The organism is Streptomyces sp. A3M-1-3, assembly GCF_024213665.1.
GTDB lineage: Bacteria > Actinomycetota > Actinomycetes > Streptomycetales > Streptomycetaceae > Streptomyces.
Genome location: NZ_JANAVP010000003.1, coordinates 71460 through 85618, shown reverse-complemented (window position 1 = coordinate 85618; position 14159 = coordinate 71460). Strand labels below are relative to the sequence as shown.

Sequence of the window (14159 nt, the reverse complement as noted above, 5' to 3'; positions counted from 1 at the left end):
GTCAGGCACCTAGGTTGAGGGACTCACGTGGCAGAGGCGGAGCGCATCATCGGTACGCCGGATGTGGAAGGAGCCGAGTCGGCTCCGGTCGACCGGCCCAAGGGCAGGCGGCGGATCCTGGCGCTGTTCACCGTGGCCGCGTTCGCCTACGCGCTGGACCTGGTCAGCAAGATGATCGTGGTCGCCAAGCTGGAGCACCACGCGCCGATCGAGATCATCGGCGATCTGCTGAAGTTCGAGGCGGTACGCAATCCCGGCGCGGCGTTCGGCGTCGGTGAAGCCTTCACCGTGGTCTTCACCATCATCGCGGCGGCCGTGATCGTGGTGATCGCCCGGCTGGCGCGCAAGCTGTACAGCCTGCCCTGGGCGATCGCGCTGGGCCTGCTGCTGGGCGGCGCGCTCGGCAATCTCACCGACCGGGTCTTCCGCTCGCCGGGCGTCTTCGAGGGCGCGGTCGTCGACTTCATCGCGCCCGCCCACTTCGCTGTCTTCAACCTCGCCGACTCCGCGATCGTGTGCGGAGGCATCCTGATCGTGATCCTGTCGTTCCGCGGGCTGGACCCCGACGGCACGGTCCACAAGGACTGACAAGGCATACTCGACGGGTGAGTACGATTCCCGAGATTCGAACCCTGCCCGTACCCGATGGCCTGGAAGGCGAGCGTGTCGACGCCGCCATTGCCCGTATGTTCGGTTTCTCCCGGACGAAGGCGGCCGAGCTCGCGGCTGCGGGGAAGGTCTCGGTCGACGGCAGCGTCGTCGGGAAATCCGAGCGCGTGAGCGGTGGTGCCTGGCTCGAGGTGGAGATGCCCGCGCCCCCCGCGCCCGTGCAGATCGTCGCCGAGCACGTCGAGGGCATGGAGATCGTCCACGATGACGACGACATCGTCGTCATCGTGAAGCCGGTCGGCGTCGCCGCGCATCCCAGCCCAGGCTGGACCGGCACCACCGTCATCGGCGGCCTCGCGGCCGCCGGCTACCGGATCTCGACCTCCGGTGCGGCGGAGCGGCAGGGCATCGTGCACCGGCTGGACGTGGGTACCTCCGGGCTGATGGCCGTCGCCAAGTCGGAGCGCGCGTACACCTCGCTCAAGCAGCAGTTCCGGGAGCGTACGGTCGACAAGCGCTACCACGCGCTGGTCCAGGGCCACCCGGACCCGATGAGCGGCACCATCGACGCGCCGATCGGCCGGCATCCGAGCCTGGACTACAAGTGGGCCGTGACCGCCGAGGGCAAGCCGTCCGTCACGCACTACGACCTCATCGAGGCGTTCCGGGCCGCGTCGCTGCTGGACATCAAGCTGGAGACGGGCCGTACGCATCAGATCCGCGTGCACATGGCCGCCCACCGGCACCCCTGCGTGGGCGACCTGACGTACGGCGCCGACCCGACGATCGCCAAGCGGCTCGGGCTGACCCGGCAGTGGCTGCACGCCATGCGCCTCGGCTTCGAGCACCCCTCGGACGGCCAGTGGGTCGAGTTCGAGAGCGCCTACCCGGCCGACCTCCAGCAGGCGCTGGACGTGATCCGGGCGGAGAGCGAGTGAGTACGACCGCCTCGTACACCGTCCGCGTCGCGACCGGTCCGGCCGACCGCGAGGCGTGCTTCGCGGTCCGCAGGGAAGTCTTCGTCGTCGAGCAGGAAGTCCCCGCGGACATCGAGTACGACGCGTTCGACGCGGACAGCGCCGACACCGCGCATGCGCTGGCTCTCGGGCCGGCAGGCCCGCTGGGGACCGGGCGGCTGCTGTACGGTCCGGCCGCGGCGGCGAAGACCGGGGGCGCCGATGTGTCGGTCGGCTCGCTCGGCCGGCTGGCCGTCAGCCGGGCGGCCCGTGGGCTGGGCGTCGGAGTCGCCCTGGTGCGGGCCATCGAGGCGGAAGCGGCGCGGCTCGGGCTGACGGCCGTCGATCTGCACGCGCAGACGCATGCGCTCGGGTTCTACGAGCGGCTGGGATACGTGAGTTACGGCCCGGAGTTCGCCGACGCGGGGATCGCGCACCGCGCGATGCGCAAGGTGCTCTGACCGGGCTGCGCGCCGTGCGCGGACCCGGAGATCATGGACCGCGTACTCCGGCACCCGGACGTCCGCAGCCTGCGGTGAGCGGGCGGCGATGGGCGGTCAGCCGCGGCCGGTGCGGGGGTGGCTGCCGTCCGGGCTTTCCGCGTCCGCATCCGCCGTGTACGCCGCGGAGTTGTTGCTGTGGATCTCCTCCGCGGGCGGCGGAATGCGGTCCGATTTGCCGCGCTCCGGCCACTGCCCGTCCGGTGGCAGTTCGGCCGGTGACGTCGCCGGGCGTAGGTGGACTCCACGACCGCGGCGGCGATCCGGAATACCAGCCAGGCCCCGGCTTCGGCGGTTCCGTCGCGCAGCATCTGGCGTTCGCCGACGAGAAGGCCCGCGGCGTGCTGTTGCTGCACGGTACGTCCGACATCGCGGACGATGCGTCGGTGGACGAGCTGCCCGTACAGCTGCACATCGCGGACCCTGACCCCCTCGAGCCGCACGACTGGCTGAACGCCTGGTACTTGCGCGCGCGGCGCGCCGGGGCAGAGGTGGAGATCCACCACTACCCCGGCGCCGGACACCTCTACACGGACCCCGAACTGCCGGACTACGACGCCGAGGCCGCAGAGCGGACCTGGCGGGTCGCCCTCGCCTTCCTGGACACGCTGTAGGTCAGCCTGCCCGGTAGGCCGTCCAGCTGTTGGTCATACGCGTCACCTGGCCCGCGGTGAACTGGTACATGCAGGAGTCGTACGTGTAGTCCATGAAGTTGTGGATCGGATCGACGCCGGTCTTGCTGGCGCAGGAGTCGCGGCCGGTCGGGCACTCGTACGCGGCGCTCTTCTCGGCCGGGGTGTCGGAGACGTAGTCGCCGTTGCCGTTACAGCCGCCCTGGAAGGTGTGGTAGAGCCCCATCCAGTGGCCGACCTCGTGGGTGGCGGTGTCGCCCTCGTTGTAGTTGGCGGCGGATCCGCCGGGCAGCGACTTGTCGAGTACGACGACGCCGTCGCCCTGCGGGTTGGAGGCGTACGAGCTCGGGAACGTCGCCCAGCCCAGCAGCCCGCCACTGAGGTTGGCGGTGTAGAAGTTGAGCGCGCCGGCGCCGCCCTTGCGCAGTGCGGACTTCATCGCCGTCTCCTGGCTCGAGCCGTAGGCCAGGTTGTACCAGGAGGCGTTGTCGGTGTAGTCCGTGGCCGCCAGCGTGAACTGGAAGTTGGTGTTCGCGTTGCCGGTGCCCTGGCCGCCGAAGGCCGAGTTGAGGACCGCCATCTGGTTGTTGATGTCGGTCGCGGTGAGCTTGCCGGTGGTTCCGCTGTGGATGACGTGGAAGTAGACCGGGATGGACGTCACGGCGGCGGCCGAGAGACTTCTGCCGTTCGCGCGGGCCTTGGAGAGTCTCTTCTGCAGGTCGGCGTCCATGGCCTTGGCCTGCGCCGCGGTCACCTCGTTGGGCTCGTCGTGGTGTGCCGCGCCGCCCGGGCGTGCTTCGCGGGCGGTGGCGGAGGCGCTCGCGGTGTCGGCGCAGTCCTCCGCGGGGGCCTTGGCGGCGGCGATTCCGGTGGGTGCGGAGAGCGGGGAGAGGACCAGGGTTCCGGCCATCACTGCGGTAGCGATGAACCTGCTGCGCAGACGGGGGGATATCCGGGCAAGAGCGCGCACATTGACTCCTCGTGGGGGCGGGCGGAGGTGACTTCCTCGCCGCTGCCGGGAGATTACGTGCGCATGCCAGATCTTGATGAGGATTGAACAAGCCCAATCAATCGTCTGATCAATTGGGGCATCGAGGAGAAAACTTTCGGTCTGGTCCGGACTTTGAGATGAGTCGGTAACGCGGACGGTTACCGAGGCGGGTGGTGTGTCCGGTTTCGGATGGCGGATTTACACCACCCGCCTGCTGGCGTGATCTGTGTGTAACAAGCCGGGATGTGGCTGGAAATCGGCTGTCAGCGGACCGGCTGGTTCACCCGCTCGACCTTCTGCGTTCCGTTGAGCGTGCGGTAGGAGCGCGCCCACTTCGCGCTCGCGTTCTGCGCGGTCTTGTCGGAGATGACGTAGTAGTCCATCTGCGAGCGCTCGGCGGTCACGTCGAGGACCCCGTAGCCGTGGGAGTCCATGTCCAGCCACTTCACATGGCGGTTGGCGGCCCTGACGGCGGTGGAGGCGGCCAGCGAGACGGTCCCCGGCGCCACATGGAGGATGTCGTCGAGGTTGTCCGATGTCACCGAGGTGACCACGAACTCCGTGGCGGCGGACTGCGAGAGCGGATAAGTCGCAGCCTTGACCGGCACGTCGTTGGCCCACGCCATATGGATGTCGCCGGTGAGGAAGACGGTGTTCTTGATGCCCCGCTGGGTCAGATGCGCGAGCAGTTCCCTGCGGTCGTCGGTGTAGCCGTCCCACTGGTCGACGTTGACGGCCAGGCCCTGCTTGGGCAGCCCGAGCAACCCGGCCAGCGGCCCCAGCAGATGCGCGGGTACGGAACCGAAGGACACCGGCGAGATCATCACCGACGTGCCGACCAGCTTCCAGGAGGCGTCGGAGGCGGCCAGGCCCGACTTGAGCCAGTCCAGCTGGGCACGGCCGGTGACCGTACGCTCCGGGTCGTCGACCTTGCCGCTGCCCACGGTCACCTGCTGCGACCGGAAGGAGCGCAGGTCCAGGAGGTGGAGGTCGGCCAGCTTGCCGAAGCGCAGCCGGCGGTAGACCGTGCCCTCGGTGGAGGTGCGTACGGGCATCCACTCGAAGTACGCCTGCTTGGCGGCGGCCGCGCGCTGCGCCCATTCGCCCTCGGCGCCCGGGGTGTGGTTCTCGGCGCCCCCCGACCAGGCGTTGTTGGCGATCTCGTGGTCGTCCCAGATCGCTATGACCGGGTGCGCGGCGTGCAGCGCCTGGAGGTCGGCGTCGGTCTTGTAGGTGGCGTGCCGGGTGCGGTAGTCGGCGAGGTTCAGGATCTCGTGCTCGGGCTCGTGCTGCCGTACGGCGTACTCCGGCGCCGGGTAGCCGCCCGTCGGGTACTCGTAGATGTAGTCGCCGAGATGGAGGACCGCGTCGAGGTCGGTGCGGGTGGCCAGGTGTCTGTACGCCGAGAACCAGCCCGACTCCCAGTTGGCGCAGGAGACCACCCCGAACCGGACGCCCGGCGTCGCCGCGTCAGCGGCCGGCGTGGTGCGGGTCCGGCCGACGGGGGACACGGTGCCGCCCGCGGTAAACCGGAAGTAGTAGGCGGTGGCCTGGCGCAGGCCCCTGACGTCGACCTTGACCGTGTGATCGGAGGCGGCGGTCGCGGTGGTCGAGCCGCGGGTGACCGGCTGGGTGAAGCCCCTGTCCTCCGCCACCTCCCAACTCACGGTGGTGTCAGGCCCCTTGCCGGAGCCGGGAACGGCATCCGGGGCGGGGGTGACGCGGGTCCACAGCAGGACCCCGTCGGGCAGCGGGTCGCCGGAGGCGACGCCGTGGAGGAAGGCGGGTGCCGCGATGACGGCGGCGGAGGCGGGGGTCCCGAAGGCGATCGGGGCGACAGCGGCGGTGGCGGCGGCTTTGACGACCGTGCGGCGACGCGGGGAAGAAGAGGGGAGAAGACTGGTCACGGCCGATCACATTACTGACCGGTATGCGAGACGGGCAGGCAAACTTCGAAAGTTTGCCCGCCCGTCGACGGTCAGTTGACTGAGCGTCAGCCCTTCGGGACGTCACCCGCGCACCGCGTCACCCCGCGGGCCGCGTCACCCTCAGACCGTCAGCCCTTCAGCGCCTTGTCGATCGCCTCGGTGTACTGCGCGGGGGTCTGCGGCGTCTCGATCTTCTTGCCGTCCATCTTCAGCGTGGGAGTGCCCTCCACGCCGCTCTTGTCGAAGGTCTTCGACATCTCCAGCGCCCACTTGTCGTAGGTGCCGTCCTGCACGGCCTTCTGGAACGCCGCGTTGCTCTTCAGGGCTGCGACGCCGTCCGCGATCTTCAGCAGATAGCTGTCGTCGGCGAACTTGTCCTTGCTCTCCTCAGGGTGGTTCTCCTTGGAGTAGAGCGCGGCCTTGTACTCCAAGAACGCCTCGGGGCTCACGTCGAGCGCCGCACCCAGCGCGCTCAGCGCGTTCTTCGAGCCCTCGCCGTTGTCGGAGTTGTCGATGAAGGTGGCGCCTATGAACTGGAGCCGGTACTTGCCGGCGTCGACGTCCTTCTTGACCTGCTCGCCGACGGCCTGCTCGAAGGTCGCGCAGATCGGGCAGCGCGCGTCCTCGTACAGCTCCAGCGTCTTCTTCGCGTCCTTCTTGCCGATGACGACGGTGGTGCCGTCCTTGCCCTCGGTGTTCTTCGGCGCGACGAGATTCTTGTCGGCGGCCGCCTCCCATGCGCTGGGCTTGTTCATCTGCATGACGGCGTAGCCGATGCCGCCGGCCAGCGCGAGGACGCCGACGACGGAACCGGCCACGACCAGCTGGCGGCGGGTCTTTTCCTTCCTGGCCTGGCGCTCGCGCTCCTGACGCAGCCGCTCGCGGGCGGCAGCCTTGTTGGACTGGCTGTTGCGTACACTCATGATCGTTTCTCCGTGTGGTCTCGTGGGGCGCAGCTCGGGGGACTGCTCTGCTCAGGCGGGGGTGAGCGCCGAGCAGGGCGGTCCGCGCCGTCCGACGGAGTGCACGAGGACGCGGGCGTGCGTGGTACGCGTGGTGGCTCCGGGCCGGGCCCCGCGCCGCACCGGAGCCACCACGGAACCGGCCGCGGCCACCGCGATCAGCAGCGGCCGGAAGGCGAGGGCGGCCGCCGCGCGCAGCAGCTGGGCGAGCGCGCTCTCACCGTGCCGCAGCCAGCCGGCGGCCAGCAGCCCGACCGTGACATGCGCGGCGAGGAGCAGCCAGGGGGTGGCGGGGCCGGGGGAGTCCAGCAGCAGGGCCGCCGGGTTCTGCCCCGGGCCGGTGACGCGGGCGAGCGGGGCCCCGACCTCGGAGCCCCCGCACAGCACGTCCACACCGAACGAGCGCAGCGGGCCCGCGACCGGGCCGCCGGCCTGCCCGTAACAGACGTGCTGTCCGGTGGTGAAGACCGTGTCGGCCGCCAGCTCCAGCGGGACCAGCAGCCCGGCGATCCGCCAGTAGCCGCGCTCCCGGCCGGCCAGTGCGTACGCGATGACGAACACGGCGCCGGACAGCGCGGCGACCACAGTCAGCGGCAGCGGCACCCCGGAGAGCAGGACGTGCGAGGCAGCCGAGAGCGTCACGACGAGCGCTGTGAAAAGCGCCGCGCGAAATGCCCTGAGCCGGTTCGCCGATATGTCCACCGGGTGAGTGTGCCATGCCGTCCTGTAGGGGGTTCCTAAGGCCGGACGTTGGGCGCCCTTACAGGCCCAGGCCCGGAATCCTGCCGTTGCGGAAGAGGTCGACGAAGATCTGGTGGTCGGCCCGCGCCCTCGCCCCGTAGGAGTGCGCGAAGTCCACCAGCAGGTCCCCGAAGCCGTCCTCGTCGGCCGCGATCGCCGCGTCGATGGCCCGCTCCGTCGAGAACGGCACCAGCGAATGGCCGCTCTCGTCGTCCGCCGCCGCGTGCATCGTGGCCGTGGCCCGGCCGAGATCGGCGACGACCTCCGCGATCTCCTCCAGGTCGTCGATGTCCGACCAGTCCAGGTCCACCGCGTACGGCGAGACCTCGGCCACCAGCTGCCCGGCGCCGTCCAGCTCCGTCCAGCCCAGCCAAGGGTCGGCGTGGGCCTGGAGCGCCCGCTGCGAGATCACCGTGCGGTGGCCCTCGTGCTGGAAGTAGTCGCGGACGGCCGGGTCGGTGATGTGCCGGGAGACGGCCGGGGTCTGCGCCTGCTTCAGATAGATCACGACGTCGTTCTCCAGGGCGTCGCTGTTGCCCTCCAGCAGGATGTTGTACGACGGAAGCCCGGCCGAGCCGATGCCTATACCGCGGCGGCCGACGACATCCTTCACCCGGTACGAGTCGGGGCGGGCCAGGCTCGATTCGGGCAGGGTCTCCAGATAGCCGTCGAACGCGTCGAGCACCTTGTAGCGGGTGGCGGCGTCCAGCTCGATCGAACCGCCGCCGGGTGCGAAGCGGCGCTCGAAGTCGCGGATCTCGGTCATCGAGTCGAGCAGCCCGAAACGGGTGAGTGAGCGGGCGACGCGCAGCGCGTCCAGCAGCGGCCCGTCCGCCGTGTCCAGGGTGAAGGGCGGGACCTCGTCGTTCTTGGCGCCGGTCGCCAGGGCGTGGATGCGCTCGCGGTAGGCGGCAGCGTACGTCCGTACCAGCGCCGTGATCTGCTCGTCGCTGAGCGCCTTGGTGTAGCCGATCAGCGCGACGGAGGCGGCGAAGCGCTTGAGGTCCCAGGTGAAGGGGCCCACGTACGCCTCGTCGAAGTCGTTGACGTTGAAGATCAGCCGGCCGTTGGAGTCCATGTACGTGCCGAAGTTCTCGGCGTGCAGATCGCCGTGGATCCACACCCGGCCGGTGCGGTCGTCCAGGTACGGGCCGCTGCGCTGATCATGCTCCAGGTCCCGGTAGAAGAGGCATGCCGTGCCGCGGTAGAACGCGAACGCCGAGCCGGCCATCTTCCGGAACTTGACCCGGAAGGCGGCCGGGTCGGCGGCCAGGAGTTCACCGAAGGCGGTGTCGAAAACGGCGAGAATCTCTTCGCCGCGCTGCTCGGCGCTGGGCTGCGGGACCGACATCGCGAGGGGCCTCCTGGTGCATGACACATAGGACTGGTGTTTCCGTCCTGACAACGCACGAAGGTACCCGCGAGTGCCCTCACGCTGTCAGTCCGGAGACGTAGACTTCCACGCTGTCCACCCAACCCGTCATCCACCGTTTCGCTGGAGGCCCCCGCCGTGGCAGCAACGTCCGAAAAGCCCCCTTTTACGCACCTCCACGTCCACACCCAGTACTCGCTGCTGGACGGTGCCGCGCGGCTCAAGGACATGTTCAACGCCTGCAACGAGATGGGCATGACCCACATCGCCATGACCGACCATGGCAACCTGCACGGGGCGTACGACTTCTTCCATCAGGCCAAGAAGGCCGGGGTCACCCCCATCATCGGCATCGAGGCGTACGTCGCGCCCGAGTCCCGGCGGAACAAGCGGCGCATCCAGTGGGGCCAGCCGCACCAGAAGCGGGACGACGTCTCCGGTTCCGGCGGTTACACCCACAAGACGATCTGGGCGGCCGACAAGACCGGCCTGCACAACCTCTTCCGGCTCTCCTCCGACGCGTACGCCGAGGGCTGGCTGACCAAGTGGCCGCGGATGGACAAGGAGACCATCGCCCAGTGGTCGCAGGGGCTCATCGCCTCCACCGGCTGCCCCTCCGGGGAGGTCCAGACGCGGCTGCGCCTCGGCCACTTCGACGAGGCGCTGAAGGCCGCCTCGGAGTACCAGGACATCTTCGGCAAGGACCGCTACTTCCTGGAGTTGATGGACCACGGCATCGAGATCGAGCGCCGGGTCCGCGACGGGCTGCTGGAGATCGGCAAGAAGCTCGGCATCCCGCCGATCGTCACCAACGACTCGCACTACACGTATGCCAACGAGGCGTCCGCGCACGACGCCCTGCTCTGCATCCAGACCGGCAAGAACCTCTCCGACCCGGACCGCTTCCGGTTCGACGGCACGGGCTACTACCTGAAGACGACGGACGAGATGTACGCCGTCGACTCCTCGGACGCCTGGCAGGAGGGGTGTGCGAACACCCTGCTGGTCGCCCAGCAGATCGACACCGAGGGCTGGTTCCAGGAGCGGAACCTGATGCCGAGGTTCGACGTGCCCGAGGGCTTCACCGAGGTCACCTGGTTCCGCGAGGAAACCATGCGCGGCATGGCCCGGCGGTACCCGGGCGGCATCCCGGAGGACCGCCTCAAGCAGGTCGAGTACGAGATGGGCATCATCATCGAGATGGGCTTCCCGGGGTACTTCCTCGTGGTCGCCGACTTCATCATGTGGGCCAAGAACAACGGCATCGCGGTGGGCCCCGGCCGAGGCTCCGCGGCCGGCTCGATCGTCGCGTACGCGATGGGCATCACCGACCTCGACCCGATCGAGCACGGCCTGATCTTCGAGCGGTTCCTCAACCCAGAGCGCATCTCCATGCCCGATGTCGACATCGACTTCGACGAGCGCAGGCGCGGTGAGGTGATCCGGTACGTCACCGAGAAGTACGGGGCCGACAAGGTCGCCATGATCGGGACGTACGGCAAGATCAAGGCGAAGAACGCGATCAAGGACTCGGCGCGGGTGCTCGGCTACCCGTACGCGATGGGCGACCGGCTCACCAAGGCGATGCCCGCCGACGTACTGGGCAAGGGCATCGACCTCAACGGCATCACCGACCCCAGCCACCCGCGCTACGGCGAGGCGGGCGAGATCCGGGGGATGTACGAGAACGAGCCGGACGTGAAGAAGGTCATCGACACCGCGAAGGGCGTCGAGGGCCTGGTCCGGCAGATGGGCGTGCACGCGGCCGGCGTGATCATGTCCAGCGAGACGATCACCGACCACGTCCCGGTCTGGGTGCGGCCTTCGGACGGCGTGACCATCACGCAGTGGGACTACCCGAGTTGTGAGTCCCTCGGCCTGCTGAAGATGGACTTCCTGGGGCTGCGCAACCTCACGATCATGGACGACGCCGTCAAGATGGTGAAGGCCAACCGGGGAATCGATCTCGAGCTGCTCGCACTCCCGCTGGACGACCCCACGACGTACGAACTCCTCCAGCGCGGCGACACGCTCGGTGTCTTCCAGTTCGACGGCGGCCCGATGCGGTCCCTGCTGCGGCTGATGAAGCCCGACAACTTCGAGGACATTTCCGCCGTCTCGGCCCTCTACCGGCCGGGCCCGATGGGCATGAACTCGCACACGAACTACGCGCTCCGCAAGAACGGCCAGCAGGAGATCACGCCGATCCACCCGGAGCTGGAGGAGCCGCTCAAGGAGGTCCTCGGCCTCACCCACGGCCTCATCGTGTACCAGGAGCAGGTGCAGAAGGCCGCCCAGATCATCGCGGGCTACTCACTCGGCGAGGCCGACATCCTGCGCCGCGTGATGGGCAAGAAGAAGGCCGAGGAGCTGGAGAAGAACTTCGTTCTCTTCCAGGCCGGCGCCAAGAAGAAGGGCTTCTCGGACGCGGCCATCAAGGCGCTGTGGGACGTGCTGGTGCCGTTCGCCGGATACGCCTTCAACAAGGCGCACTCCTCCGCGTACGGACTGGTCACCTACTGGACCGCGTATCTCAAGGCGAACTACCCCGCCGAGTACATGGCCGCGCTGCTGACTTCCGTCAAGGACGACAAGGACAAGTCCGCGATCTACCTCAACGAGTGTCGGCGTATGGGCATCAAGGTGCTCCCGCCCAATGTGAACGAGTCGGAGTCGAACTTCGCCGCCCAGGGCGACGACGTGATCCTCTTCGGTCTGACCGCAGTCCGCAACGTCGGGCAGAACGTGGTCGACTCGATCATCCGCAGCCGCAAGGCCAAGGGGAAGTACACCTCCTTCCCCGACTTCCTCGACAAGGTCGAGGCCGTCGTCTGCAACAAGCGGACCGTCGAGTCGCTGATCAAGGCGGGCGCCTTCGACGAGATGGGCCACACCCGCAAGGGCCTGGTCGCGCACCACGAGCCGATGATCGACAACGTGGTCCAGGTCAAGCGCAAGGAGGCCGAGGGGCAGTTCGACCTCTTCGGCGGCATGGGCGAGGAGGACAGCGACGAGCCGGGCTTCGGTCTCGACGTCGAGTTCTCCGACGTCGAGTGGGAGAAGGCGTACCTGCTGGCGCAGGAGCGCGAGATGCTCGGGCTGTACGTGTCCGACCACCCGCTGTTCGGTATCGAGCACGTCCTGAACGACAAGGCGGACGCGTCCATCTCCCAGCTGACCGGCGGTGAGCACGCCGACGGCGCGATCGTCACCATCGGCGGCATCATCTCCGGCCTGCAGCGCAAGATGACCAAGCAGGGCAACGCCTGGGCGATCGCCACCGTCGAGGACCTGGCCGGATCCATCGAGTGCATGTTCTTCCCGGCGACGTACCAGCTGGTCTCGACCCAACTCGTCGAGGACGCCGTGGTCTTCGTCAAGGGACGGCTCGACAAGCGCGAGGACGTGCCGCGGCTGGTCGCGATGGAGCTGATGGTTCCCGACCTGTCGGCGGCGGGCACCAACGCGCCGGTGGTGATCACCATCCCGACGGTCAAGGTCACCCCGCCGATGGTCAGCCGGCTCGGCGAGATCCTCGGCCACCACCGCGGCAACACCGAAGTACGCATCAAGCTCCAGGGCGCGCGCAAGACCACGGTGCTCCGGCTCGACCGGCACCGGGTCCAGCCCGATCCGGCGCTGTTCGGTGACCTGAAGGTGCTGCTCGGTGCCTCCTGCCTGGCCGGCTGAGAGCCGTCCGCGGACATTTTGCGGACATGACGAAGGGCGCGCCCCGGCGGGCGCGCCCTTCGTCATATGTCGTATGCCGGGAGTACCGGCCGTCAGTTGTGGCCGAAGCGCCGCTGGTGCTTACGGGCCACGTCCGCGGGGCTGCCCTGTGCCTTCGACTGGATCTGCTGCGCTGCGTCCATCGAAGAGGACTTGGCGTGCTCGCTGCCGCGCTCCGCGGCGGACTTCTCCTGTTGGCTGCCCTTGCGGTTCTTGTTCTTGGCCATGGTGTGCCTCCTGTGGGGGATCTAGGGGCCAGGGCCGGGACCAGACTCACACATACCGACAAACAGCGCATATTGGATCATTGCTGTGCGTAATTGAGGGCCGTCCTGGAACAAGTTCGAGATAACTTCGCCATCCGCCACGCCGATGATCGAGTTCCGGCCGTTAACCCCCGTACGGTCGGGCAGACTCGAGGGAAACCCGATGCAAAACCGTTCCCGAAAGAGGGTGGAACGCGTGGACCGCTGCGTCGTCCTTGTTGACGCCGGCTATCTGCTGGGCGCCGCCGCGAGTCTTCTCGCCGGAGAACCTTCCCGCTCCCGCATCACGGTCGACCACGCCGCCCTCATCCAGGGGCTGCGTGAGCGGGCCGAGGCGGACACGGAACAGCCACTGCTGCGCATCTACTGGTTCGACGGCGCCCCCGACCGGGTTCCGCAGCCCGAGCACCGGCGGCTGCGCGTCATGCCCCGCGTCACGGTCCGGCTGGGCGCACTGACCCGCAGTGACGGGCGCTGGGCGCAGAAGGGCGTCGACGCGGCGATGCACGCCGAACTCACCGAACTGGCCAGAAACCGCGCCTGCTCCGATGTGGTCCTGGTGACCGGCGACGGCGATCTGCTCCCCGGCCTGATGTCCGCCAAGGAGCACGGCGTTGCCGTACACCTGTGGGCGGTCCAGGCCGCCGACGGCGACTACAACCAGTCCGAGGACCTGGTCGCCGAGGCCGACGAGCGGCGGGTGCTCGACCGCGCCTGGATCACCGGAGCCGTACGCGCCAAAGAGCTCACCGGGGTCTGCGCGCCGCCGCCCGTACCGCGCCCCGAGATCGCGGCGATCCTCTCCGCCCCACTGCCCGAGTCGGCGCTCGCGGAGGCGACCCGTAACGGCACCGCCCCGACGCCCAACGGGAACGGCGCCGCGGCCGCGCACACCCAGGCGGCGCCCGGCGGCAAGGGCGTCCCCACCCCCAAGGACCTGGCGAGCCTGCGCGGCCCCGGTACGCAGCCGGCACAGCAGCCGGCCAACGCGACCCTGCGCTGGTCCTCCGACCGGGGCTGGGTCGAGCGCGGCGGCCCGCTCGGCGAGCCGGCCGAAACTGCCTCGCTGCCCACCCTTGCCCTGCTCACCAGCGCCGAGCAGCGCTGGGCGGACCGGGAGGAGGACATCACCACGGTCGGCGGCGACCCCTTCGAGGTCGGCCAGGTCTTCGCGCGGCGGTGGATGGAGCGGCTGCCGGAGACGGTCCATCTGCAGAAGCTGTCGACGATGTACCCGCGGATTCCGCACCGCATCGACGGCGAACTGCTGAGGTACGCGGCCAGGTTCGGACTCCTCGCCCACAAGGACGACCAGATCGACGAGCACGACCGCTATGCGATCCGGGCCGGGTTCTGGCGCGAAATCGACGTCCGGGCGGCGGCCGAGCATGCGCCGACGGGGCCGGCTGGGGAGTAGCTCCCCACCCCGTTCGTGCAACCCGGGCGCGTTCCGCAGGGCGGAACCACGTAGGC

At 68.9% G+C, this 14159-nt stretch carries 11 protein-coding genes and 1 pseudogene; 6 read left to right on the top strand and 6 right to left on the bottom strand.

What is annotated here, in order from left to right; genetic code table 11:
- The first annotated feature begins 27 nt into the window (after positions 1–27).
- The 4 genes and pseudogenes from lspA to NLX86_RS04055 form a co-directional block, all read left to right on the top strand.
- Positions 28–588, top strand: coding sequence for a signal peptidase II (gene lspA, locus NLX86_RS04070; protein ID WP_254370176.1), 561 nt, complete (start codon positions 28–30; stop codon positions 586–588).
- A gap of 17 nt (positions 589–605) precedes the next feature.
- Positions 606–1547: an RluA family pseudouridine synthase gene (locus NLX86_RS04065; RefSeq protein WP_254370175.1), complete on the top strand. Its 942-nt coding sequence runs from the start codon at positions 606–608 to the stop codon at positions 1545–1547.
- Entirely contained in the window at positions 1544–2026 is a 483-nt protein-coding gene (locus NLX86_RS04060) for a GNAT family N-acetyltransferase (protein WP_254370174.1), read from the top strand. The genes NLX86_RS04065 and NLX86_RS04060 overlap by 4 nt, the downstream gene beginning before the upstream one ends.
- A 317-nt stretch (positions 2027–2343) precedes the next feature.
- Positions 2344–2679, top strand: a pseudogene (locus NLX86_RS04055) (dienelactone hydrolase family protein); the annotation flags it as partial.
- Position 2680: 1 nt separating this feature from the next.
- On the opposite strand, the gene NLX86_RS04050 reads toward NLX86_RS04055, so the two are convergent.
- The 5 genes from NLX86_RS04050 to NLX86_RS04030 all read right to left on the bottom strand — a co-directional run bounded on the left by NLX86_RS04050 (position 2681) and on the right by NLX86_RS04030 (position 8670).
- A complete protein-coding gene (locus NLX86_RS04050; RefSeq protein WP_254370403.1) occupies positions 2681–3607 on the bottom strand; it encodes a zinc metalloprotease in 927 nt (308 codons plus the stop codon).
- A gap of 344 nt (positions 3608–3951) precedes the next feature.
- On the bottom strand, positions 3952–5595 hold the full coding sequence (locus NLX86_RS04045) for an alkaline phosphatase D family protein (RefSeq protein WP_254370173.1): 1644 nt from the start codon (positions 5593–5595) through the stop codon (positions 3952–3954).
- 149 nt (positions 5596–5744) lie between these two features.
- Complete coding sequence (locus NLX86_RS04040) at positions 5745–6539, bottom strand: DsbA family protein (RefSeq protein WP_254370172.1); 795 nt, start codon at positions 6537–6539, stop codon at positions 5745–5747.
- Positions 6540–6590: 51 nt separating this feature from the next.
- Positions 6591–7280 (bottom strand): hypothetical protein, encoded by a 690-nt coding sequence (locus NLX86_RS04035; RefSeq protein WP_254370171.1) that lies wholly within the window; start codon positions 7278–7280, stop codon positions 6591–6593.
- A gap of 58 nt (positions 7281–7338) precedes the next feature.
- Entirely contained in the window at positions 7339–8670 is a 1332-nt protein-coding gene (locus NLX86_RS04030; RefSeq protein WP_254370170.1) for a DUF2252 domain-containing protein, read from the bottom strand.
- A 159-nt stretch (positions 8671–8829) separates the two neighbouring features.
- Between NLX86_RS04030 and dnaE the strand changes: the two genes are divergently transcribed.
- The gene (gene dnaE, locus NLX86_RS04025) at positions 8830–12381 is read left to right on the top strand and encodes a DNA polymerase III subunit alpha (RefSeq protein ID WP_254370169.1); all 3552 of its coding nucleotides are present in this window, start codon (positions 8830–8832) and stop codon (positions 12379–12381) included.
- A gap of 92 nt (positions 12382–12473) precedes the next feature.
- Here the strand turns inward: dnaE and NLX86_RS04020 are convergent, their stop codons facing one another.
- Positions 12474–12647, bottom strand: coding sequence for a hypothetical protein (locus NLX86_RS04020; RefSeq protein ID WP_254370168.1), 174 nt, complete (start codon positions 12645–12647; stop codon positions 12474–12476).
- 226 nt (positions 12648–12873) lie between these two features.
- Here NLX86_RS04020 and NLX86_RS04015 point away from each other — a divergent pair, with 226 nt between their 5' ends.
- Positions 12874–14103, top strand: coding sequence for an NYN domain-containing protein (locus tag NLX86_RS04015; RefSeq protein WP_254370402.1), 1230 nt, complete (start codon positions 12874–12876; stop codon positions 14101–14103).
- The last annotated feature ends 56 nt before the right edge of the window (positions 14104–14159 follow it).